Here is a 21436-nt window from a genome sequence, read left to right as displayed (position 1 = left end):
TCAGGAGCCCGAGGCCGGGAAGCTCTGCGTGAAGGTGCGGCCCTCCGTGTCCTTGGCCACCACCGTCACGGGCTCGCCGTTGCCCGCGAAGGTGAACCGGAAGGTGGGGTCCTCGCTCACCGAGATGCCGCCGGTCAGGGTGAAGAGCGGCGTCTCGCCCTGGCGCACGCTCAGGGTTTCGACGAACCACGCGGGCGTGTAGAGGCGGGTGACCTGGTCCATCTGCAGGCCCGAATAGTTCGGGTGCCGGACCTGGACCTGGGCCTCGCCGCGCTCCGCGAAGGCGCGGAAGCGCATCTTGCCGAGATTGGCCTTGGCCTCGGCCGGGTCCTTGACGGCGGGGGCCGAGCAGCCGCCCGCGGCCTTGACGTAGGCCTTGGTCATGTAGAGGGCGCCGTCCTCGGTCTCGGCGATGGCGCGGACGTAGGAGTAGGAATTCACCCGGATGCGGGTGGAGAGCTCGAAGCGGTGCTGGGGGGTCGGGAAGGTGAAGGTGCCGACGACCGGCGAGGGGTTCTCGTCCACCACCAGGGTGAGCCGCTTGACCGCCCGCCCGTCGCCCTCGGGCAGCGCGATGCGGATGCCCACCGGCACGATGGCGGCATCCTCGGCGCGCCGGGGGGTGTCGAGGCTCAGCACGCCGGCCCCGTCCTGGATCGGCCGGTCGCCGGTGACGTTGGGGCGCAGCTCCGTCCAGGCCGCCTCGGCCCTGGCGTCCTCCTGGGCGGCGGGCTGGGCCGCGACGGCCGTCGCCGCCAGGACCGACAGGGCCGCGCCGGCGAGCGCCGGTCTCCAGAACGCACGGATCATCGGGTGCTCCTCATCGTCTCCCCCGCGGCGGCGCGCCCGCCCCTTGCTGTTTGCCGATCAATGTAGTGACGGATCCGGTCTCGTGCCATGCTCCCGTGCCACGCCCCGCTTCGGGCGAGCCATCGCGGTCCGGGGCGGTGGCCTGACTCACGGTCGGGCCGCGGCGCGCGAACCCCGAGCGCCCAGCCCTGCCGGCACAGGTTCGCGCGGGCGCAACCTTTTGAACGAGCTGATGATTTGGAAGGTATGCGGCAAGGCGCCGCATGCGGGCGGGCGCGGATGAGCGGGGTTCGAGCACGCGCCGTCGTTTTGTCCGCCGAGGCCGGGGGTTATCGTGGCGGGGTTCACCCCCCTCACGGGGGTGCGGATTGAAACGCCGACACCGCGTGGCGCGCGACGGGCGCGGGCGGGTTCACCCCCCTCACGGGGGTGCGGATTGAAACAACACGCACATGGTGTCGCTGCTGCTGCTGCAGGGTTCACCCCCTTCACGGGGGTGCGGATTGAAACCTCGGTCAGGGCGCGCCAGCCGGGCGGCAGGGCGCGTTCACCCCCCTCACGGGGGTGCGGATTGAAACACAGCTTGACATCACGGTGTCGCCGGCCGGCAACGGGTTCACCCCCCTCACGGGGGTGCGGATTGAAACTGGAGCACAAGACCGAGACCGTGCACCGCAGTGGTTCACCCCCCTCACGGGGGTGCGAATTGAAACATGAACATCATCAAGTACACCGAGCGGCTCGGCCCGGTTCACCCCCCCCCTCACGGGGGTGCGGATTGAAACAGGTTGGCGGTGTCCCGGGAGAGCCCGGCCCCGTGTTCACCCCCCTCACGGGGGTGCGGATTGAAACTCCACCGCGGCCACCACGTAGACGAGCGGCGGGCGGTTCACCCCCCTCACGGGGGTGCGGATTGAAACGTGATCGATGAGCTGAAAGAGCACTGCTACCGGGGGGTCACCCCCTCACGAGGGTGCGGATTGAAACTTGAGGAAGAGCAGCGCGCCGCCCTGGCCGTCCTGGTTCACCCCCTCACGGGGGTGCGGATTGAAACCCTAACGAGATGGGTGCGGGCACCGTCACCGTCCGGGTTCACCCCCTCACGGGGGTGCGGATTGAAACTCCTGCGACGCGTGCTGGCCGAGGGGCCATCCCCGTTCACCCCCTCGCGGGGGTGCGGATTGAAACCTGGTCGAGGCGGATCTGTTCGGGGACCCGACCGCGTTCACCCCCTCACGGGGGTGCGGATTGAAACGGCTCTGACGGCTGCAATCGCGAGTTGACGACCGGGGTTCACCCCCTCACGGGGGTGCGGATTGAAACTCCGGCGCGCGCGGCACCCCGACATCACGGCTCAGGTTCACCCCCTCACGGGGGTGCGGATTGAAACTGTCAGGCGCTAAAGGACGGCAAGGCCGGCGCCGAGTTCACCCCCTCCCGGAGGTCCGGATTGAAACCACGCCCCGATCCGGCATAACCGCGACACGCTCCCCTCCCCCGCCGCCGAGGTGCCCGTGACCGCGTCGCCTTCCGCCCTCGCCGCCCTGCTGCCGGATCTCGGCCGGCGCACCCTCGTGATGGGCATCCTCAACGTCACGCCGGATTCCTTCTCGGACGGCGGGCGGTTCCAGGCCCGCGAGGCCGCCGAGCGGCAGGCCGCCAGCCTCGTCCAGGAGGGCGCCGCCATCCTCGACATCGGCGGCGAATCGACCCGGCCCGGCCACGTCCCGGTCTCGGCCGAGGAGGAGCAGGCCAGGATCCTCCCGGTGCTCGCCGCCGTCGCGCCCGCCTGCCCGGTGCCGATCTCCATCGACACCTACAAGGCCTCCACCGCCGAGGTCGCCCTCAAGGCCGGCGCCCGCATCGTCAACGACGTCTGGGGCCTCCAGCGCGAGCCCGACATCGCCCGCGTCGCCGCCGCCCACGGCGCCCCGGTGATCGTGATGCACAACCGCGAGAGCCCGGATCCGAGCCTCGACATCGTCGAGGAGATGAAGCGCTTCTTCGACCGCTCCCTCGCCATCGCCGCCAAGGCCGGCATCCCCGAGCGCGACATCGTGCTCGATCCCGGAATCGGCTTCGGCAAGAGCTGGGAGCAGCACCTCGACGCCGTCCGGCGCCTGCCCGAACTGCGCGCGCTCGGCTTCCCGCTCCTGGTCGGCATCTCGCGCAAGTCCCTGCTCGGGCGCATCCACAACACCGGCACCGCCCCGGCCGACCGGCTGTTCGGCTCCATCGCCGCCCACGTCGTCGCCGCCACCCTGGGCGCCGACATCGTGCGCGCCCACGACGTGCGCCCCCACGTCGAGGCCTGCCAGGTCGTCGACGCCCTCATGCGCCGCGACGGCGGCGTGCGCCGCGACGGCGATCCGCGCCGCGACGCGGCGGCCGGAGCCCCCTGATGGCCGACCGCATCCTCGTCCACCGGCTCGCCGTCTTCGCCCATCACGGAGTGCTGGAGGAGGAGAACCGGCTCGGCCAGCGCTTCTATCTCTCCCTCGACGCGCACCTCGACCTGCGCGAGGCCGGGCGCCGGGACGACATCGCCGCCTCGGTGAGCTACGCCGACCTCGCCGCCCTCGCCGGCGAGATCGCCACGACCCGGCGCTTCCGCCTGATCGAGGCCCTCGCCGAGGCCGTGGCCGCCGCCTGCCTCGCCCGCTTCCCCGCCCTGACGGCGATCACCGTGCGGGTCGACAAGCCGGGGGCGCCCGTCCCGGCGATCCTCGACGGCGTCGCGGTCGAGGTCACGAGAACCCGCCAAGACCGAAGCCCATCATGACCGAAGCCCCTCATGACTGACGCCTATCTGGGTCTCGGCAGCAACCTCGGCGACAAGGCCGCCATGCTGGAGGCGGCCATCGCCGGCCTCGACGCCGCGCCGGGCCTGCGCGTCACCGCCCGCTCGCGCTTCTACCGCACGCCCCCCTGGGGCGACACCGACCAGGACTGGTTCCTGAACGCCGCCGTCGCGGTGGCGACCGACCTGACCCCGCACGCGCTGCTCGACGCCTGCCTCGCCCTCGAGGCGCGGCTCGGCCGCGTGCGCGCGCGGCGCTGGGGGCCCCGCGTCATCGACATCGACGTGCTGCACTATGCCGGCGCCGCGGTCGAGGACGAGCGGCTGGTCCTGCCCCACCGCTTCGTGCGCGCGCGCGCCTTCGTCCTGGTGCCCCTCGCGGAGATCGCCCCCGACCTCGTCATCGGCGGCGAGACCGTGACCGCGGCGCTGGCCAAGCTCGACCGCACCGGGATCGAGCCGGTGGAATGAGCGGGGCGCGCGACTCCCCCGCGTCGGAGGCGCGCGAGTCCCCCGCGCCAGAGGCGCGCGAGCGCCCGTCGTTCCCCGTCAGGGCGTGACCGGCTGCAGCCGCTCCAGCGGCAGGGCCGCGTCGCTCCAGCCGTCGGTCCCGTCCGGGAACCAGATCACCTGGCCGTAGCCGTAGGACAGGGCGCGCTTGGCCGCGTTCCACGACATCCAGCAATTCCGCAGGCAGAAGAAGACCAGCGGCTTCCCGCGGTCGCCCCCGGTGAGGCGGTCGAGCTCGCGCCGGAAATAGGCCTCGGTCTCGGGCGCCAGCGCCCCGAACCCCGTATTGGCGAGCCAGTGCGCGCCCGGGATGCTCTCGTGGGGCGGGTCCCGCCAGATCGTGCCCGGCGGCAAAGCGGCCGGCCGCGGCGGCTGGGGCATCACGTCCACGAAGGCCACGCCCGCCCGCCACAGGGCCTCCGCCTCCTCGGTCGTCACCACCCGCGCGCCCCGGAGCGTGGCGGGGGTCGGCGTGCGGAACGCGTCCTCCCGGTAGCCCGGCGGCTCGGGCACCGGCGCCGCCCCCGCCGGCCCCGCCGCCGCGAGCAGGGCGAGGACGAGGAGCGCCCTCACGGCGCCCTGGGGTCGAGGAGCCGGTTCTCCTCCTCGTCGAGGAGCGGCACCGCGTAGTCGCGCAGCACCTGCTCGATCTCGGCCCGGCGCTTGCGCAGGGCCGTGTTGAGCGTGCGCTTCCAGTCGTTCTCGTTGAGCCGCACCCCCATGGCGATGCGGTAGGTCAGCGCCGGCCGGTCCGGCTCCTTGAGGAGCGGGACCACCTCCATCGGCACCCCGCTCTGGCGGGCGAGCCAGCCCGCCGCCGGACCCCACAGGATGGCGGCGTCGAGCCGCTTCTCGGCGAGGTCGGCGACGATCTGGGCCGAGACGGTCTGGTGCGCGTTCGAGGGGTCGAACTGGTAGGGCGGATAGGGCCGCATCGACGAGACCAGCCCCACCTCCCCCATCCGGTTCACCGGCGGGGTGCCCGCCACGACCCCGATCACCTTGCCCTTGAGCCGGGGATCGTCGAGCGCCGCCACGCCCGACAGGTCACCCCGGCGCGACACCAGCACGTAGGCCGAGCGGTAATACGGGTTGGTGTTCTGGACGAGGTCGGTCCCGAGCGCCGAGCCGACGATCACGTCGCAGAGCCCGGATCCGAGCGTGTTGCGCACGAAGCCCGGCCCCTGCGTGAGCCAGTAGGTCCGCAGCTTGACCTTCAGCTCGTCGGCCAGGATCGCCGCGATCCTGTTCTCGAAGCCTTCCCCCTTGCGGTCGGAGAAGGGCATGTTGGCCGGATCGCCGCAGACCCGCAGCGCGTCCGTGGTGACGAGGTCCGGGAGCTGCTGCGCGCCCGCCGGGCCGGGCCCCGCCGCGAGCAGCAGGGCCGCCAAGCTTGCCGCGAGCCAGCCGGCCGGGCGAAAGCCGGCCAGGAGGCCGCCCGCGGACGAGAGCCTTGCCCGCGCCATCAGCCGCCCAGGCACTCCTTCTCGGCCTTCTTGGCGGCCTCGGGCTTCTCCTCCTTGTCGCCCGGGCGCACCCGGCCCATGGCGCCCGCGGCCCGCGCCCGCAGGTAGACGTAGAGGTCGTCCGCGTAGCACATCACGTTCTTGTTGTCGCCGAAGGCCGGCATCACCTTCTGCTGGGCGGCGTTCACGTCCTGCTTGCCGCCCACCAGGATGCCGATGAACTCCTCGTAGGAGAGGTTCTTCAGCGAATCCTTGAGGGCCGGGGCGTAGGTCGAGCCCATCCCGTCGGGGCCGTGGCAGACGTGGCACTCGGCGTGGTAGCGCCGGTAGCCCGAATAGGAGTACCAGTCGAATTTCTTGCCGTTGTCGGTGACGTGGAAGGTCGGATGCCCGTCCGCATCGAGGTACTTGCCGTCCTCGACCTTCACGGCCTTGGCCTTGTCGAGCACCGGCTGGTCGATCTCGGCGGTCTTGTCGTTCGGGTTGAGCGAATTGGCGAGGGCCGGGTCGGCGGATTTCGCTTCCTCAGCATATACGGCAACCACGGAAACGGTTGCTAGGGCGAGGCCGGCCAGAACGGGCCGCAGAGCGGTCGTGCTGAGGTGACGCAACGGACGTTTCTCCCTGTATCCGGTCAGAGACCCGGGCCTTGCGGGTGGCCGGTTCTCTCCGAGGGCCACTTGATCATAAGGAAGCCGGCGCGGAAACCCGCGCCGGCCTGACTTAAGTACGGTTCAAGCTGCGACCGATTAGTTCGGCAGCGTGAAGACGGTGAGCTGGCCGCCCAGGTTGGTGTAGTTCGAGAGGGCCGCGTAGCCGCCCACCGCGCCGAGGCCGGCATTCGGGTCGGTCAGGCCGGCCGCGAGGCCGATGCCCGCCCAGCCGCCGACGCCCGACAGGACCGCGACGTTCTGCTTGCCCTTGTGCTCGTAGGTCATCACGTTGCCGATGATGCCCGACGGGGTCTTGAACTTGTAGAGTTCCTTACCCGACTTGGCGTCGACGGCCTTCAGGTAGCCCTCGAGGGTGCCGTAGAACACCACGTCGCCGGCGGTGGCGAGAGCGCCCGACCACACCGAGAACTGCTCGGGGACCGACCACTTGATCTTGCCGTTGACGCCGTCCCAGGCGATGAAGTTGCCCATGCCGCCGTGGCTGTTCGGGGCCGGGTACATCGACAGGGTCGCACCGACATAGGGCTGGCCCGGGGTGTAGCTCACCCGGAACGGCTCGTAGTCCATGCAGACGTGGTTGGTCGGCACGTAGAACAGGTTGGTCTTGGGCGAGTAGGCCGCCGGCTGCTGGTCCTTGGAGCCCAGAGCCGCCGGGCAGATGCCCTTCGAGTTCACGTCCTCGCCGTTCTGCTCGGTCGAGTACTTGGCCTGCACCAGCGGACGGCCGTAGGTCTTGGACGACTTGTCCATGTCGACCTTGGAGGCCCAGTTCACCACCGGATCGTACTTCTCGGCGACGAGCAGCTCGCCGGTCGCGCGGTCGAGGGTGTAGCCGAAGCCGTTGCGGTCGAAGTGGGTCAGGAGCGGACGCTCCTTGTCACCAACCTTCTGATCCGTGAGGATCATCTCGTTGATGCCGTCGTAGTCCCACTCGTCGTGGGGGGTCATCTGGTAGACCCACTTGGCCTCGCCGCTGTCGACGTCACGCGCCCAAACGGTCATCGACCACTTGTTGTCGCCGGGGCGCTGCTTCGGGTTCCAGGTCGAGGGATTGCCCGAACCGTAATACATCAGGTTCAGCTTGGGGTCGTAGGAGTACCAGCCCCAGGTGCAGCCGCCGCCCTGCTTCCACTGATCGCCTTCCCAGGTCTTCAGCGAAGAGTCCTTGCCGACCGGCTTGCCGAGGGAGGTGGTCTTCTCCGGGTTGACGAGCATCTCGTCATCCGGGCCCATCGAGTAGCCGCGCCAGATCTTCTTGCCGTCCTTCAGGCTGTAGGCCGTCACGTGGCAGCGCACGCCGTACTCACCGCCCGAGATGCCGACGATGACCTTGTCCTTGACCGGAAGAACGGTCGCCGTGTTGGTCTCGCCCTTCTTGGGGTCGCCGTTGACGACCGACCACGCGACCTTGCCGGTCTTGGCGTCGAGGGCGACGACCGTCGTGTCGGCTTGGTGCAGGATGATCTTGCCGTCGGCGTAGGCCAGGCCACGGTTGACCGTGTCGCAGCACATCACCGGGATCACGTTCGGATCCTGCTTCGGCTCGTACTTCCAGACGATCTTGCCGTCCTGGTTCAGGTCGAGCGCGTACACGATGTTCGGGAACGGCGTGTGCACGTACATCATGTCGCCGACGACCAGCGGCGCGCCCTCGTGACCGCGCAGCACGCCGGTCGAGAACGTCCAGGCCACCTGCAGCTTGTTGACGTTGCCGGTGTTGATCTGGTCGAGCTTCGAGAACCGGGTGTTGGCGTAGTCGACGGTTTGCAGAACCTGCTGTGCCGGGTTGTTGATCTCCTTCTGGAGATCATCGGCCAGGGCGGGCGTCACGCCCAGGATACCCGCGCTCAACGCTAGGAGATGGACCGCTCTCATGGATTCCTCCGACAGGTGCTTGCGTGCGTCCCGCCCTCGGAACGAGGGGCCGGCAGCACTGACCTGCTGTTTGCGCATGGGGACGTCGTTGAGCTCCGGCAGCGTGTCACAACAGGCTTGATTGCTTGCCCGGGCTTATTTTGCCGTTAGGGCACGCCGTGTTTGCGAACCGAACACCACCCTCCCCTGGCGGCGCCGTTGGAAACCGAAGCTGAACGAACTCTAAGAGAAAAATGGGCGGCGTCAACAACGATCGGCGCCCGGCGGGGCGCGTTTCGGCGCCCAATCAGGTGACTTAAGTACGATTTCCCCTGTGCGCCGCATTGCACAACGGCGCTACCGCAGCGCAGCATCAACTACTTGTGTAGGGCAGGAGCGGCCTCGCGGGGCTGCGGCGCGATGGATGAGCCGGCTCACCTGTCAGTCGACCGGCCGCTTGTGGATAATGACGATCAGTCCCATTCGAGTTCCTGGTAGGCGGTGGTGGCATTACGGGCGTTGAAATCACGAAAGAGTGACCACTCCGACGCCTCGCCGGCGGCGGCGGTGCCGGCCTCCCCGATCGGGCGGCCGTCCCGGACCATGGCCCGCACCTCGGTCTCGAGGGTGGTCAGGTAGCGCTCGATCGGCCCGGACGCGGCCGGCCAGGACACCGAGGCCGGGCCGTGGCCGGGCACCACGCGGGCGGCGGGCTCGGCCCGCAGGCGCCGCAGCACCGCGATCCATCCCTCCAGCCGCCCGTCCAGGGCCGGCACGTGGCCGACGAACAGGAGGTCGCCGAGGAACCACGTGTCGGTCGCGAGGTCGCGCACGGTGAGGTCGCTGTTGGTGTGGGCGGTGGGCCAGGCATCGAGGCGCAGCACCCGCCCGCCGAGGTCGAGTTCGCGGCGCTCCTCCACCAGGAGGGTCGGGGGCACGATGCGGGTGCCCGCGAAGCCCGGGCCGACGAGGTCGGCGTTGGATTGCAGGTAGCTCCCGGCCCGGGCGGCGAGCGCCTCGGGCAGGTTGCGGTGTCCGACGAAGGTGGCGCCCTCGCCCGCGAAGGCGGCGTTGCCCAGCACGTGGTCCGGGTGGACGTGGGTGTTGATCACGTAGCGGATCGGCAGCGCCGTCCGGGCCCGCACGGCGGCGAGGAGCCGGCGGCCGGCGAGCAGGCTGCCGCCGGTGTCGATCACCGCCACCGCGTCGCGCCCGACCACGAAGCCGACATTGGCGATCGCCCCTTCATTGTCGCGGGAGGCGAGCGCGTAGGGCGCGGCGTAGACGAGGATCCCCGGCGCCACCTCCCGCATCGGCAGGGGCGCGGCCTCGGCGGGGCCGGGCGGGGCCGGCGCCTCGGCGCGCGCGGCGGGGGCGTCGGCAGGGCGGCGGTCGCCGAGAGGGTGGCGGCGAGGAGCCAGCGCGGGATCGCGCGCATCGAGAATCCTCCGGGATCAGGCCGCCACCGCCTCCGGGTAGCGGGCCGCGAGGTCGCGGCGGGTCGCCTCCTGCCAGGCGCGGCCGCGCTCCGCCCGCGGCGTGGTCAGGGGAATCGTCGCGGCGAGCCGCGCCGGCCGGGGCGTGAGCAGGAGGAGCCGGTCGGCCACCTCCAGCGCCTCGGGCACGTTGTGGGTCACCATCAGCACGGCGGCGCGGCGGCGCCGCGCGGCGCCGAACACGGCCGCGCGCAGGGCGGCGGCGGCCGCGTCGTCGAGGGACACGAAGGGCTCGTCGAGGACGAGGAGGCGCGGCTCCAGGGCCAGCGCCCGCGCGAGGGCGACGCGCCGCGCCATGCCGAGGGAGAGCTCGCCCGGGAACCGGTCCCGCCACGGCGTCAGGCCGAGCTCCTCGAACAGCCCGTCGAGCGGGCGCCCCCGCTCCGCCCGCGGCAGGGCGAGGCGGACATTCTGCTCGACGCTGCGCCAGGGCAGCAGCCGCGGCTCCTGGAACACGATGCCGATGCGCAGGGTGGCGGGATCGGGGCTGACGCGTCCCTCGAAATCCCGGTCGAGGCCGAGCAGGATGCGCAGCGTGGTGGTCTTGCCCGCGCCCGAGGGGCCGATCAGGCAGAGCGTCTCGCCGGGCTCGACCGCGAAGGCGAGGTCGCGCACCGCCTCGACGCGCTCGCCGCGGGCCGCGTAGGTCTTGCGGCGGATCGCGACGGAGAGGGCCGGGTCAGCGCCAGCGGCGGACATGGGCTCAGCGCCAGCGGCGGACATGGGCATCGAGGGGCTGGAGCAGCAGGAGGTCGACCGCGAGCATGACCGCGCTGAAGACGAGGCTGTAGCCGATCAGGGCCGCCACGTCGAAGAGCTGGAAATAGTAGGAGATGGCGTAGCCGACGCCGTTCGGCCGCCCGAGCAGTTCCACCACCAGCACGATCTTCCAGGCCAGCGAGAGCCCCGAGCGGGCGGCCGCGACCGCGAAGGGTTCGAGCTGCGGCAGCAGCACGTGGCGGATCCAGGTGCGGCGGTCGAAGCGGAAGGCCTGCGCCATCTCCTGCAGGCCGGGATCGAGGCCCCGCGCCCCCTCGCGCATGATCACGGCGACGTTCGGCATCTTGTTGAGCGCCACCGCCAGGATCGCCGCCGTCTCGGTGAGGCCGAGCCAGATATAGGCGAGCACGGTGATCACCAGGGCCGGGGTGTTGAGGAGGACGATGAGGGGCGTGTCGAGCAGCCGGTCGGCGGCCCGGGAGCGCCCGAGCAGGATGCCGAGCACCGCCCCGGTCGTCATGGCGAGGAGGAAGGACGCCGCCACCCGCAGCAGCGTGATGCCGACGTTGCGCGGCAGGTCGCCGCCCTGCGCCTCGCGCCACACGAAGGCCGTCACCGCCTCCGGCGAGGGCAGCGTGCGCAGGTCGGTGAAGCGGCTCGCCAGGAACCACGCGATCAGGAGGAGCAGCGCCGAGGCGAGGCGCGTCGCGAGGGCCATGCCGCCTCACCCGGCCGCGGGGGGCGCGGCCGCCGCGCCCGGCCGGGGCGCCCGGCCGGGCTCAGCCATGCGGGGCGTCCCAGTAGAGGCCCTCGGGCAGGGTGGTGGCGCTGCCGACCAGGCGCTCGCCGCCGAGCCGCGCCAGCACCGCGTAGAGGCGCTCGGCATCGGCGCGCTCGGCGGCGACCGGGCGCCGCGGGATGCCGGCCAGGAAGTCGCGCCGCAGCGCCCCGAAGGTCGCCTCGTCCTCCGCCGCCATCAGCGGGCGGACGCTGGCCCAGGCGGAGTCGTCCGCGGCGAGGGCCTGCTTGGCCTCGCGCGAGGCCCGGGCGAAGGCGGCCAGCGCCGCGGGCTTGCGCCGGAGCAGCCCCTCGTCGAAGACGTAGCCGAGGAGCGCGATCGGCCCCTCGATCCCGAAGGCGCGGGCGATCTCGTCCGCGCCGATCAGCCGCCGGAAGCCCCTGGCCTCCAGCCGCGCGCAGAAGGTCCAGTAGAGGAGCGCGGCGTCGAGCTCGCCCGCTTCGAGCTTCTGCATCAGGAGCGGCGGCGCCCCGAAGGCGGGCCGGGCCGCCCGCTCCAGGTCGATCCCGTCCTTCTCCTGCGCGCGGGCCTTGAGGAGGAGCCAGTTCTTGTCGAGGGCGCCGCCCGCCACGCCGATCCGCTTGCCGGCGAGGTCCGCGACCGCGCGGATCGGGCTTCCGGCCGGCACCATCAGGGCGCCCTCGGTGGAGGAATAGGGCAGGAACTTCACCGGCTTGCCCTCGGCGCGCAGGCGCGCCGCCCAGAGCAGGTCCGACACGATCGTGTCGACCTGGTCGCCCTGGAAGGCGATGCGGGCGGCGTCGTTGCCGGCGAGTTTCAGGCTCTCGAGGGAGAAGCCCAGGGCGGCGTCGAGCCGGCGCTCCTTGATGACGGCCGCCTCCCAGGAGACGGTGCCGAAGGGCAAAACCCCGACCCGGAGCGCGCTCTCCTCCGCCGCGCCGAGCGGCAGCGGCCAGAGGGCGGCCGCCGCCAGGAACCCGCGCCGTGAGAGCATCCCGCTCCTCCCCTCTCCGTCCGGCCGGCCCGGCCGCCGCGTCGGCGCACTGGTAAGGATGCGGGCCGTCCCCGTCCACCGCGCGCGCTTGCGCCGGGGCGCGGCGCGGTTCACCTTTTCGCCATCGCCCCGCCGACCTTGGGACGGCGCCGGTCCCCCGGTCACCTGGACTTTCGTCAACCGGATGAGGAGACCCCCATGGCCGTGACCCGCGACACCGTGCTGGAGGCCGCCGCCGTCACCGAACGCCTCGCCCGCGACCTGCCCGCGTGGCGCTACGAGGACGGCTGGATCAAGCGGACCTACAAGACGCATTCCTGGAAGGGCACCCTGATGGTGATCAACACGGTCGGCCACCTCGCGGAGGCCGCCTGGCACCATCCGGACCTCACCGCCTCCTACGCCTGGGTCGAGGTGCGGCTCACCACCCACTCGGCGAAGGGCGTCACCGAGAAGGACCTCGCCCTGGCGCGCAAGATCGAGGAGGTGGTGGGCTGGCAGCCGGGCCTGGAGGGCGGCGCCCTCGAAGGCACCCCCGCCGACCCGCGCTTCGCCTACGTCAAGCACGAGCGCTGAGCCCCGCTCGCCGCCACGGCCGCCGGTTCGGCGGACGAGGCGGGATCGGGATCCGCGGCGCGATCCCGCTCCGCCGGCCGGGCGCGGGGCCTCAGCCCCCGGCGCGCAGGCGCCGGCACTGCGTCTTCAGGTAGGCGGTCTGGCCGATGCCCTCCCGCACGTCCGAGCGCGCGATGATCTCCTGCCAGCCGGTGGCGCAGCCCATCTCGTTGGCGACCCGGGTCTTGAAGACGTCGGTGGCGGTCGCCTCCTCGCAATCCTGCACCGCGACCGCGTTGGCGCAGATCAGCACGACTGCCAGGAAGCCGTTCATCGCGGGCGCTCCATCGATCCCTCCGAACAGGATGGGGCGCCGCGGGACGCCGCCAAGCCTCGCTCCGACCTTGGTCCGGGGTCGCCGCGCCGGCCTCAGCCCGGCCGCGCGACCTCCAGGCTGCGCAGCGTCGCCCCCTTCCAGAGGATCAGGACGCGGTCGTAGGTGGCGTAGGATTCGACCTTCTTGAACGCGAGCGGGCGCAGCTCCGGCGCCCGCCCGCCCCGCGGGGGCGCGGCGTCCCTCAGGGTGAGGACGAGCGTCGCCGCGCCGCAATCGGCGGTGCAGACCTGGTCGAGATAGGGCGCGGCGCACCCGCCCTCGACTTCGACGAGGCCGGCGATCTTCAGGCAGGGAACCGCACCGTCGCCGCGCCGGCCCAATTCGGTGACGGACCAGTCGCGGGTGCGGGGAAATTCGGTGCTCATGGGGCGAAGGCCTGGACCATGCTCGGTCACCCGGCGGATGTGGTGAGCCCGCCGCCGCACCAAGGTGCGCGCGCGCACGCGCCATGAAGAGCTGCGCCGGGCGCGGCATATCATCCCATTTCCCTCGTCCGTATCGAGGATCGCGCCGCCCACCCGGCCCGATCGACAAGTCGTACGAAATCCGACGGATTGCGTCGCCATCTCCCATTTCGGCAATGCGGATTTCGGCTTCGCTCAAGCGCCGCGCGGGCTTGGCATACCCAATCCGCTCGATCTCTTCGGGATGGCGGATTGGGGCTTCGCTCACGCGCCGCGCGGGCTTGGCATACCCAATCCGCTCGATCCCTTCGGGATGGCGGATTGGGGCTTCGCTCAAGCGCCGCGCGGGCTTGGCATCCGCTGTCCGGACGATCACGTCCGGACAGCGCATCATGGTGCGCGGGAATGCCGGAAGCGGCCGGCGGGAAATCGATTAACCACCGCCCGGCTTTCCACGATGCGGGCGCCTGAGCCTTGCCGCCGACGCTTGTTCTTTACGGCTGGCCGGTATGTCTGCGGGGCGTGGCGGTCTCGGGAGGAGTCACCGGGTGGACATCGATTTCGGCGGCAATCCGGTGGTCGGACAGGTGCACCAGGTCGGCGGCGCGCAGGCCGGGATCCGGCTCGCGCCCGCCGCGCACCACGCCCAGGCGACCACGGTCGGCAACCTGATCGGCCTGCGCACGCCCGAAGCCCTGGTGATCGGCGTGATGACCTCGGCCGGCGGGGCCGGGCCCGCGGCGCAGGGCGTCGCGGCGCAGGGCAGCACGGCACAGGGCATCACGGCGACCATCGACCTGCTCGGCGAGATCGGCCCGGGCGGGCGCGGCGCCCCGCGCTACCGCCGCGGCGTCACCGCCTATCCGGAGATCGGCGACCCGGTCGTGCTGCTGACCCCGCGGGATCTCGACGTCATCTTCAGCCTGCCGGGCGAGGAGGCGGTCAGCATCGGCGAGTTGCGGCAGAACAGGGGCATCCCGGCCAACGTCAAGGTCGACGACCTGCTCACCAAGCACTTCGCGGTCCTCGGCTCGACCGGAGTCGGCAAGTCGAGCGGCGTGTCGGTCCTGGTCGGCGCGATCATCGAGCGCAAGCCCGACCTGCGGATCCTGTTCATCGATCCGCACAACGAGTACGGATCCTGCTTCGGGCCGCACGCGGACGTGGTGCGGCCGAAGTCCCTCCGGCTGCCGTTCTGGCTGTTCAACTTCGAGGAATTCGTCGACGTCCTGTTCCGCGGGCGGCCGGGCGTCGAGGAGGAGGTCGGCATCCTGGCGGAGCTGATCCCCCTCGCCAAGGCGATGTACGCGGGCGGGCGGCATGGCGCGGACCGGTCGCTGCTGAAGCGGGCGGAGGCGCGCGGGGCGGGCTTCAGCGCCGACGCGCCGGTGCCCTACCGCCTCCCCGACCTGATCGCCCTGATCGAGGAGCGCCGCGGCAAGCTGGAGAACCGGGCGCTGGTGTTCAATTACACGCGGCTGCTCGGCCGCATCGAGGCGGTGCGGGCGGACCCGCGCTACGCCTTCATGTTCGAGAACGCGACCCTCGGCGGCGACCCGATGGTCGAGGTCATCAGCGACCTGTTCAAGTATCCGGGGAACGGCCGGACCGTGACGGTGCTGCAGCTGGCCGGCTTCCCGGCCGAGGTGGTCGATTCCCTCGTCTCCGTGGTCTGCCGGATGGCCTTCGAGATCGGGCTGTGGAGCGACGGCACCCTGCCGCTGCTGCTGGTCTGCGAGGAGGCGCACCGCTACGCGCCGGCCGACCGCAGCATGGGCTTCGGCCCGACCCGCAAGGCGCTGTCGCGGATCGCCAAGGAGGGGCGGAAATACGGGATCTACCTGGGGATCGTGACGCAGCGGGCGGCGGAGCTCGATTCGACCATCATCTCCCAGTGCAGCACCGTGTTCGCGATGCGGATGACCAACGACCGCGACCAGGCGATCCTGCGCGCCGCGGTCTCGGACGGCGCCTCCAGCCTCCTGGGCTTCGTCCCGTCGCTCGGCACCCGCGAGGCCCTCGCCTTCGGGGAGGGCACGCCGCTCCCGACCCGGATCCGCTTCTCCGAATTGCCGCCTCACCGGCTCCCGCGCAGCGAGGCGGCCGGTCCCGCCGCCTTCCGGGCCGCCGCGACGGATCGCGGCTACGTGGCCTCGATCGTCGAGCGCTGGCGCGGCCCCGGACCCGCTTTCGCCCTCGCGGATGACGGGCCCCTCGCGGCCTCGCCGATCACCTCCCCGCCCCAGGCCGCCCCGCAGGCGCCCACCCCTACCCGCCGGTGCGGCTCGCGCAGGCGCAGCCGCGTTTCGGGCTGCGCTAGAGCGGCGCCCGATCACGGTGCGATCGGGCGCCGCCCTCGGTCGCGGATTTCGCCGCATCGTCCGCGACGCACCGGCATCCGCTTCGTCGGAGCAGGCTCCGGGCAGGATCGCGGCGCGCGATTCTGCTCGGCCTCTCGCTCTCGCGCCATTCTCGCCGCCGAAGCGGCCGGCGCTGCGGCGACCGATGCTCGGCGCCGCGGCGGCCGCGGCCCGCGCCGCGGCGGCCGGCCGGGGCGCGCCTGCCCCTTTAGGCCAGGGCGCGGACCGGGTCGGCGCTGTTGGCTTGCCGTCTGGTTTCTGGTTCACTGTCGACCACCGTGCAACGGAGGCGGCCGAGCACCATCACATCTGAGCCCGCGCGACCACGTCCGAGTCCGCGGCGCCCGGGCGCCCCCGGATCCGGCGCGCCCGCGCCCCTGCGGACGCGCGGCCCTCGGATCACCGACATTCCCGCTTCCGCCGCGCGGGCGTCGGCCGCCATGATCGCCGGCCGCGACCCCGCCACCCGGTTCCCGCTTCGCCTTCGCGACTGAAGACCAGCAAGTTCATCCCTGGGAGAGACGCATGCCGCGCAACATCCTGATCCTGGGCGCCTCCTACGGCTCCCTGCTCGCCACCAAGCTCCTGATGGCGGGCCACAACGTGACCCTGGTCTGCCGCCGGAACACCGCCGACCTGATCAACCGCGAGGGTACCGAGGTCCGCATCAAGCTGCGCGACGAGCCGAGCCACCGGGCGATCCGCTCGCGCGACCTGCCCGGGCGCCTGGACGCGCGGCTGCCCGAGGAGGTGGACGTGTCGGGCTACGACCTGGTCGGGCTCGCCATGCAGGAGCCGCAATACAACAACCACACGATCCGCGTCCTGATGATCAAGATCGCCGAGGCGAGGTTGCCCTGCCTCTCGATCATGAACATGCCGCCCCTGCCCTACCTCAAGCGGATCCCGGCGCTGGCGGACATGGACCTGGAACAGGCCTACACCAATGCCGGGGTGTGGGACCGGTTCGTGCCGGGCCTCGTGTCGCTCTGCTCGCCCGATCCGCAGGCCTACCGCCCGCCGGACGAGGGCGCGAACGTGCTCCACGTCGGGCTGCCGACCAATTTCAAGGCGGCGCCCTTCGAGGACGAGGCCCATACCGGGCTGCTCCGGGAGCTGGAGGCGGATATCGACGCCGTGCGGCTCGACGGCCAGGACGTCCCGGTGAAGCTCAAGGTGTTCGACTCGCTGTTCGTCCCGCTGGCGAAGTGGTCGATGCTGCTGACCGGCAATTACCGCTGCATCACGCCGACGGAGCCGCAATCGATCCGCGACGCCGTGCACGGCGACCTCGCCCGCTCGCGGATGATCTACGAGCACGTCGACGCCGTGGCCCGGCGGCTGGGCGCCGACCCGCAGGATCAGGTGCCGTTCGAGAAATACGCCAAGGCGGCGGAGAGCCTGCTCAACCCCTCCTCGGCCGCCCGGGCGGTGGCGAAGGGGGCGCCCTCCATCGAGCGGGTCGACCTCCTGGTCAAGCTGATCTCGCACCAGCTCGGCGCGCCGAACGAGGAGATCGACCGCACGGTCCAGACCGTCGACCGCAAGCTCGACGAGCGGGTCATCGTCGGCGGATCCGACGCCGGCTGAGTCCGGCAACCATCCGCCCCCCCTCATCCCTTGTTGGCGAAGGCCGATCGCAACGGCCGGCAAGGGAGACGCGCTCGTGGCCACCCGCACCCTCCGCAGCCGCGAACCCGCCACGGAATCCCCGGTCGGGGAGGCGCGCCGCGAGGGCGCGCTCGCCCGCCTCGGCATCCGCTTCACCAACTGGGCCGAGCGCTGGTTCCCGGACGCCTTCATCTTCGTGGCCATCGCGGTCGTGAGCGTGGCGCTCGGGGCGATGGCGCACGGCGCCCCGGCGGAGGCCGTCGCCAGGAGCTTCGGCGACGGCTTCTGGAGCCTGATCCCCTTCACCATGCAGAGGGCCCTCGTGACCATCGGCGGCTACGTCGTGGCCACCTCGCCCCCGGTGCAGGCCCTGATCGACCGCCTCGCCCGGCTGCCGCGGACCGGCCGCGGTGCGGTCGGCTTCGTGGCGGCCGCCACCATGCCGTCGTCCTGGCGGCGGATCTCGGCATCGACGTCTCGCCCGACGGCCAGGACCTCGCGCCCGCCCGCCAGCCGGGCGAGTGGCTGGAGCACTCGCCGATCCTCACCCTGCTCCTGGTGCTGCTGGCCGGCGGCCGGATCGTGCAGGAATTCGCCCGCCAATCCTGGATGGTGGCGATCTCGAACCTCGACACCTACAACCGGCTGCTCCTCACCCTGGGTCTGCTGCTGCACCGGCGGCCCAAGCGCTTCCTCGTCGCGGTGGCCCGCGCGGTTGCCGGCGACCGCCGGCATCCTGATCCAGGACCCGCTCTACGCGGCGATCAGCGCCATGCTGACCCTGCCCAAGAACCCCGCCGGGGCGAGCGCCTCGGACGCGATCACCCCCGCCTTCGTGAGCGTGAACACCACCGGCAGCTTTCCCCGCGCGATGGGCGTCGACTCGGCCGTGCTCGGCTTCTTCGTGCCCTCCGGCGGCAAGTGGCTGCTGGAGGCACCCAACGTGATGCAGGCCGCCAACGAGCTGAAGGTCCATCTGGGCGGGGCCGTGACGGTCTACAACGCGGCCGAGGCCTGCCGAATCTGATCAACCCGTTCTGGATGCTGCCCCTCGTCGGCATCCTGGGGCTCAAGGCGCGCGACATCGTCGGGTCCAGCTTCCTGCAGCTTCTGGTCCACCTGCCCGTCGTGCTGTTCCTGCTCTGGGCCTGGCCTTCACCCTGACCTATCATCCGCCCGTCATGCCCTGACCGGCCGCGACCTCGGCGCGGGGCGCCCGACCCCGCGTCATCGTGCCTCGACCGAACGGCTTAAGCCAGCCGGCGGGGTTGCGGCTTTTGCTGCGTTGCAGCAAATGTGGTGCGCCGCACAAAAGCGGTGCGATCCAAACGCCGAGAGACGCCCATGACCGTTCAGAACCCCTTCGAAGTCCCCGCCGAGCTGCGCGACTTCGCCGAGAAGAGCGTCGAGCAGGCCCACAAGGCCGTGACCGCGTTCTTCGGCAACGCCCGCAAGATCAACGAGACCATGCAGTCCTCGCTGAAGGCGTACCCGCTTCCGGCCGGCGCCGCCTACACCCGCGGCCTCGCCTTCGCCGAGCAGAACGCCAACGCGGCCTTCGACGTCGCCCACAAGATCATCCGCGCCCGCGACCTCCAGGAAGCCGGCCAGATCCAGGCGGAGTACATCCGCGCCCAGTTCGACGCGCTCCAGGCCCAGGCCAAGGAGATCTACTCGGTCGCCAAGGCCGCGTAACGCGATCCGCAAGGCGAGCCCACGCCTCTTCGGACGCGCGGGCCAGCCTCCGACGTGAAGGAGCGGCGCCATGGCGGCGAGACGCGGTAGGCGTTCACCATCGGCCCAGAGGGGGAGTGCGATGAACGAGGCAGTGATATCCGGCGACCAGACCACCGAGGCGGGCGAGCAGCAGGCCGCGTGGTCGCCCTCCGGCGATCAGCAGGCCGCCCTCGACACCTTCGCCGCCGACGGGTCCGCGGGCTATGACGGCCAGGAGGCGCCCCAGGTCCTCGCGCCGGAGGCGGCGCCCTTCGCGGACGCGGCCTCCTTCCAGGAGGTGCCCTTCCAGGAGGCGTCCTTCCAGGAGGCGGTGCCTTCCGAGCCGGTCGCGGTCCAGGCCGACCAGGCCGGGCCCGAGATTCAGGGCGAGGTCGCCGCGCCGGTCGCGAGCGAGCCCGTCCGCTCCGACGCGGCCGCCCCCGATTCCGGCGGCGATCCCGCTCCGGCCGCCTCCGATCTCCTCGGCAAGCTGGCCGCGCAGAACGGCCTCTGGCTCTCCTACGTCGAGGCCGAACTGAAGGCGAAGCTGACCTATGGCCGCGTCCTGGCGAAGGCGCGGACCCCGGTCGACGTCGTCCTGGCCAGCAACGCCGAGGCCATCCGCGCCCTGACGGCGGCGAGCAGGCTGTTCGGCGCCCTCGTGACCGGCGGCCTGCGAGCCGCCTGATCCGGGATCCGGTTGATCCCAAGCGGATCCCGGATCACGCGCCCGCGCGGCGCGTGAGCGAAGCCCCCATCCGCCATCCCGAAGGGATCAGGCGGATGTGGTGACAGACCCGCCGCCGCTCCGATCCCCCGATCCGCTCCGAGGACCTGCCGTGATCAAGTCCTGCCTCGACGCCGCCCTGCTCCTCGTGGAGGCCCAGAGCGTCGTCGAGCTGCGGCTGATGAGGCTGGTCCTGGGCGGCCTCGACGGCTGCCTCGAAGCGCAGCTGATGGTGAGCGAGAAGGTGAACGCGGCGCTCGAAGCCGCCGGCACGCTGATGGCGGGCGGCAGCTGCGGCGACGTCATCGTGCGATACCGCGAGCAGGTCGCCGACAACCGGCGCCGGCTCGCGGCGTGAGCCGCCCGCCTCAGGCGAGGCGGTCGGGCGCGGCCCGCGCATCCTCCGCACCGGGCTTCATCGTCTCGGCCTGGCTCCCGCCGTCCCGCTCGGCCCCGCTCCCGATCGGGGTGGTGCCGTCCATCCGCCGGTCGGTGCCGTCCCCGACCCGGGCCGTGTTGCTGACGAGGCCGTGCTCGAGATCCGCGCCCTGGACGGAGGTGAGCCGCTCCCGCTGCTCGTGGGCGCCGGCCGCCGTCGCCTGGGAGGGCACGGTCGCGGCGTGACCCCCCGCCGCCGGGCGGGCCTGCGCGGCCCGCTGCGCCCCGGACCCGAGGGCGGCCCAGGCGTGATCCGGCACGCGCGGGCCGAGGACGAACAGCGCCAGGAGCGGCAGCCCGCAGGCGATCACCAGGAAGAGGAGGAAACCGAATCCCATCGCGTGGGCCTCCCGAGCGGGCCGTTGAAGATGGCGGTTAACGAATCGTCGCCGCCGGTCGTTCCGCGCCGCCGTCGCGGCGCGCCGGACGGCCCGGCCAGGGGGACTCGCCCAGAGGGGGGGACTCGGCCAGAGGGGGACTCGGCCAGAGGGGGACTCGGCTCAGGCTCCCAGGATTTTCCAGGTGCCCTGCGCGACCGCGCAGACCCGGGCCTCCACGCTCAGGCTCCCGTGCATGAACATGATCGCGCGGGTGGCCCGCACGACGCGGCACTCGGCCACCAGGAACTCGCCCGCTCGGACGGGAGCGAGGAACTGCACGTCGAGATTGATCGTGGCCTGCTTGCGGCCGCCCTGGGCCTGCGCGGAGGCGCGGCCGAGGGCCATGTCGAGGAGCGTCGCCATCACGCCGCCGTGCACGACCCCGTTGCGGTTGCGGTGCTTCTCCGCGGTGAGCAGGCCGTAGAGGAGGCCCGTCCCGCCGGGCCGCTGCCAGATCGGCCCGATCAGGTCCATGAACTCGGACAGGTCGACTCGCTCCCAGCCGGCCGCGGCCGGATCGAACGGGGCTGCCACCGCGTCTCCTCCCTGAACGTCCCGGCCCCTTGTCTCATCGCCCGGACCGGCCCGCCAGGGCCCGGGGATGCGGGCGCGCCGATCACGACCGCGTGTGCGCCGGCGGCGGGCGGGCGACGCGCCGCGCGAGGGGGCCGGCAACGCGCCGCCGCCGCCCCGTCGCGCCCCCGGGCCGCCAAGCAAGCGCCGACCTCGGCGCCGGGAACCGGCCGCATCCGCGCGAAGAAGCG

Annotated in this window: 22 protein-coding genes and 1 pseudogene; 10 read left to right on the top strand and 13 right to left on the bottom strand. The window is 71.9% G+C overall.

Annotation, left to right across the window (positions count from 1 at the left end):
* Window positions 1-810, bottom strand: coding sequence for a quinoprotein dehydrogenase-associated SoxYZ-like carrier (locus QA634_RS29070; RefSeq protein WP_012335425.1), 810 nt, complete (start codon window positions 808-810; stop codon window positions 1-3).
* Window positions 811-2324: 1514 nt separating this feature from the next.
* Here QA634_RS29070 and folP point away from each other — a divergent pair.
* Genes folP through folK form a run of 3 tightly spaced genes read left to right on the top strand, consistent with a single transcriptional unit; the run spans window position 2325 to window position 4081 of the window.
* Window positions 2325-3212, top strand: coding sequence for a dihydropteroate synthase (folP, locus tag QA634_RS29065; protein WP_012335424.1), 888 nt, complete (start codon window positions 2325-2327; stop codon window positions 3210-3212).
* A complete protein-coding gene (gene folB, locus QA634_RS29060) occupies window positions 3212-3592 on the top strand; it encodes a dihydroneopterin aldolase (protein ID WP_012335423.1) in 381 nt (126 codons plus the stop codon). Before folP ends, folB begins: the two co-directional genes overlap by 1 nt.
* Window positions 3593-3604: 12 nt before the next feature.
* Window positions 3605-4081: a 2-amino-4-hydroxy-6-hydroxymethyldihydropteridine diphosphokinase gene (folK, locus tag QA634_RS29055; RefSeq protein WP_012335422.1), complete on the top strand. Its 477-nt coding sequence runs from the start codon at window positions 3605-3607 to the stop codon at window positions 4079-4081.
* A gap of 78 nt (window positions 4082-4159) precedes the next feature.
* On the opposite strand, the gene QA634_RS29050 is transcribed toward folK, so the two are convergent.
* The 8 genes from QA634_RS29050 to QA634_RS29015 form a co-directional block, all read right to left on the bottom strand.
* Window positions 4160-4693: a PQQ-dependent catabolism-associated CXXCW motif protein gene (locus QA634_RS29050; RefSeq protein ID WP_012335421.1), complete on the bottom strand. Its 534-nt coding sequence runs from the start codon at window positions 4691-4693 to the stop codon at window positions 4160-4162.
* On the bottom strand, window positions 4690-5586 hold the full coding sequence (gene xoxJ / locus QA634_RS29045; RefSeq protein ID WP_012335420.1) for a rare earth element methanol dehydrogenase accessory protein XoxJ: 897 nt from the start codon (window positions 5584-5586) through the stop codon (window positions 4690-4692). Before xoxJ ends, QA634_RS29050 begins: the two co-directional genes overlap by 4 nt.
* Window positions 5586-6197, bottom strand: coding sequence for a c-type cytochrome, methanol metabolism-related (locus QA634_RS29040; RefSeq protein WP_012335419.1), 612 nt, complete (start codon window positions 6195-6197; stop codon window positions 5586-5588). The genes xoxJ and QA634_RS29040 overlap by 1 nt, the downstream gene beginning before the upstream one ends.
* Before the next feature lie 138 nt (window positions 6198-6335).
* Window positions 6336-8135: a lanthanide-dependent methanol dehydrogenase XoxF5 gene (gene xoxF5 / locus QA634_RS29035; protein ID WP_012335418.1), complete on the bottom strand. Its 1800-nt coding sequence runs from the start codon at window positions 8133-8135 to the stop codon at window positions 6336-6338.
* 452 nt (window positions 8136-8587) lie between these two features.
* Entirely contained in the window at window positions 8588-9427 is an 840-nt protein-coding gene (locus QA634_RS29030; protein WP_283026977.1) for a quinoprotein relay system zinc metallohydrolase 2, read from the bottom strand.
* Window positions 9428-9568: 141 nt separating this feature from the next.
* The gene (locus QA634_RS29025) at window positions 9569-10309 is read right to left on the bottom strand and encodes an ABC transporter ATP-binding protein (protein WP_012335416.1); all 741 of its coding nucleotides are present in this window, start codon (window positions 10307-10309) and stop codon (window positions 9569-9571) included.
* Window positions 10310-10313: 4 nt separating this feature from the next.
* On the bottom strand, window positions 10314-11048 hold the full coding sequence (locus QA634_RS29020; RefSeq protein ID WP_012335415.1) for an ABC transporter permease: 735 nt from the start codon (window positions 11046-11048) through the stop codon (window positions 10314-10316).
* 61 nt (window positions 11049-11109) lie between these two features.
* Window positions 11110-12084 carry an ABC transporter substrate-binding protein gene (locus QA634_RS29015; protein ID WP_012335414.1) on the bottom strand — a complete coding sequence of 325 codons (975 nt, stop codon included), beginning with the start codon at window positions 12082-12084 and terminating at the stop codon, window positions 11110-11112.
* 198 nt (window positions 12085-12282) lie between these two features.
* Here QA634_RS29015 and QA634_RS29010 point away from each other — a divergent pair, with 198 nt between their 5' ends.
* The gene (locus QA634_RS29010) at window positions 12283-12660 is read left to right on the top strand and encodes a 4a-hydroxytetrahydrobiopterin dehydratase (RefSeq protein ID WP_012335413.1); all 378 of its coding nucleotides are present in this window, start codon (window positions 12283-12285) and stop codon (window positions 12658-12660) included.
* 91 nt (window positions 12661-12751) lie between these two features.
* Here QA634_RS29010 and QA634_RS29005 read toward each other — a convergent pair whose 3' ends face one another.
* Together QA634_RS29005 and QA634_RS29000 are read right to left on the bottom strand one after the other, a co-directional pair.
* A complete protein-coding gene (locus QA634_RS29005) occupies window positions 12752-12973 on the bottom strand; it encodes a hypothetical protein (RefSeq protein WP_012335412.1) in 222 nt (73 codons plus the stop codon).
* Between the two features lie 95 nt (window positions 12974-13068).
* Window positions 13069-13401 carry a hypothetical protein gene (locus tag QA634_RS29000; RefSeq protein WP_012335411.1) on the bottom strand — a complete coding sequence of 111 codons (333 nt, stop codon included), beginning with the start codon at window positions 13399-13401 and terminating at the stop codon, window positions 13069-13071.
* A gap of 587 nt (window positions 13402-13988) precedes the next feature.
* Between QA634_RS29000 and QA634_RS28995 the strand changes: the two genes are divergently transcribed.
* The 6 genes and pseudogenes from QA634_RS28995 (at window position 13989) to QA634_RS28970 (ending at window position 20212) form a co-directional block, all read left to right on the top strand.
* Entirely contained in the window at window positions 13989-16244 is a 2256-nt protein-coding gene (locus tag QA634_RS28995; RefSeq protein WP_283026975.1) for an ATP-binding protein, read from the top strand.
* Window positions 16245-16325: 81 nt separating this feature from the next.
* Window positions 16326-17390, top strand: coding sequence for a ketopantoate reductase family protein (locus tag QA634_RS28990; protein WP_012335409.1), 1065 nt, complete (start codon window positions 16326-16328; stop codon window positions 17388-17390).
* Window positions 17391-17466: 76 nt separating this feature from the next.
* Window positions 17467-18601, top strand: a pseudogene (locus tag QA634_RS28985) (TIGR00366 family protein).
* Between the two features lie 154 nt (window positions 18602-18755).
* Window positions 18756-19106 carry a phasin gene (locus tag QA634_RS28980; protein WP_012335408.1) on the top strand — a complete coding sequence of 117 codons (351 nt, stop codon included), beginning with the start codon at window positions 18756-18758 and terminating at the stop codon, window positions 19104-19106.
* Window positions 19107-19227: 121 nt separating this feature from the next.
* On the top strand, window positions 19228-19815 hold the full coding sequence (locus tag QA634_RS28975; RefSeq protein ID WP_012335407.1) for a hypothetical protein: 588 nt from the start codon (window positions 19228-19230) through the stop codon (window positions 19813-19815).
* 151 nt (window positions 19816-19966) lie between these two features.
* On the top strand, window positions 19967-20212 hold the full coding sequence (locus QA634_RS28970) for a hypothetical protein (RefSeq protein ID WP_012335406.1): 246 nt from the start codon (window positions 19967-19969) through the stop codon (window positions 20210-20212).
* Between the two features lie 10 nt (window positions 20213-20222).
* On the opposite strand, the gene QA634_RS28965 is transcribed toward QA634_RS28970, so the two are convergent.
* Together QA634_RS28965 and QA634_RS28960 are read right to left on the bottom strand one after the other, a co-directional pair.
* On the bottom strand, window positions 20223-20630 hold the full coding sequence (locus QA634_RS28965; RefSeq protein WP_012335405.1) for a hypothetical protein: 408 nt from the start codon (window positions 20628-20630) through the stop codon (window positions 20223-20225).
* Window positions 20631-20792: 162 nt separating this feature from the next.
* Entirely contained in the window at window positions 20793-21206 is a 414-nt protein-coding gene (locus tag QA634_RS28960; RefSeq protein WP_012335404.1) for a PaaI family thioesterase, read from the bottom strand.
* Window positions 21207-21436: the final 230 nt, after the last annotated feature.

It is taken from the genome of Methylobacterium sp. CB376, assembly GCF_029714205.1.
Taxonomy (GTDB): Bacteria; Pseudomonadota; Alphaproteobacteria; order Rhizobiales; family Beijerinckiaceae; genus Methylobacterium.
Note: the sequence above shows the minus strand (reverse complement) of the source record. Positions and strands in the feature narration are given on the sequence as shown.

Bases quoted from the DNA above. Each gene is read 5' to 3' on its own strand.
- QA634_RS29070 (WP_012335425.1), bottom strand. From the start codon at position 810: ATGATCCGTGCGTTCTGGAGACCGGCGCTCGCCGGCGCGGCCCTGTCG.
- folB (WP_012335423.1), top strand. From the start codon at position 3,212: ATGGCCGACCGCATCCTCGTCCACCGGCTCGCCGTCTTCGCCCATCAC.
- folK (WP_012335422.1), top strand. From the start codon at position 3,605: ATGACTGACGCCTATCTGGGTCTCGGCAGCAACCTCGGCGACAAGGCC.
- xoxJ (WP_012335420.1), bottom strand. From the start codon at position 5,586: ATGGCGCGGGCAAGGCTCTCGTCCGCGGGCGGCCTCCTGGCCGGCTTT.
- xoxF5 (WP_012335418.1), bottom strand. From the start codon at position 8,135: ATGAGAGCGGTCCATCTCCTAGCGTTGAGCGCGGGTATCCTGGGCGTG.
- QA634_RS29030 (WP_283026977.1), bottom strand. From the start codon at position 9,427: ATGCGGGAGGTGGCGCCGGGGATCCTCGTCTACGCCGCGCCCTACGCG.
- QA634_RS29025 (WP_012335416.1), bottom strand. From the start codon at position 10,309: ATGTCCGCCGCTGGCGCTGACCCGGCCCTCTCCGTCGCGATCCGCCGC.
- QA634_RS29020 (WP_012335415.1), bottom strand. From the start codon at position 11,048: ATGGCCCTCGCGACGCGCCTCGCCTCGGCGCTGCTCCTCCTGATCGCG.
- QA634_RS29015 (WP_012335414.1), bottom strand. From the start codon at position 12,084: ATGCTCTCACGGCGCGGGTTCCTGGCGGCGGCCGCCCTCTGGCCGCTG.
- QA634_RS29010 (WP_012335413.1), top strand. From the start codon at position 12,283: ATGGCCGTGACCCGCGACACCGTGCTGGAGGCCGCCGCCGTCACCGAA.
- QA634_RS29005 (WP_012335412.1), bottom strand. From the start codon at position 12,973: ATGAACGGCTTCCTGGCAGTCGTGCTGATCTGCGCCAACGCGGTCGCG.
- QA634_RS29000 (WP_012335411.1), bottom strand. From the start codon at position 13,401: ATGAGCACCGAATTTCCCCGCACCCGCGACTGGTCCGTCACCGAATTG.
- QA634_RS28990 (WP_012335409.1), top strand. From the start codon at position 16,326: ATGCCGCGCAACATCCTGATCCTGGGCGCCTCCTACGGCTCCCTGCTC.
- QA634_RS28980 (WP_012335408.1), top strand. From the start codon at position 18,756: ATGACCGTTCAGAACCCCTTCGAAGTCCCCGCCGAGCTGCGCGACTTC.
- QA634_RS28975 (WP_012335407.1), top strand. From the start codon at position 19,228: ATGAACGAGGCAGTGATATCCGGCGACCAGACCACCGAGGCGGGCGAG.
- QA634_RS28965 (WP_012335405.1), bottom strand. From the start codon at position 20,630: ATGGGATTCGGTTTCCTCCTCTTCCTGGTGATCGCCTGCGGGCTGCCG.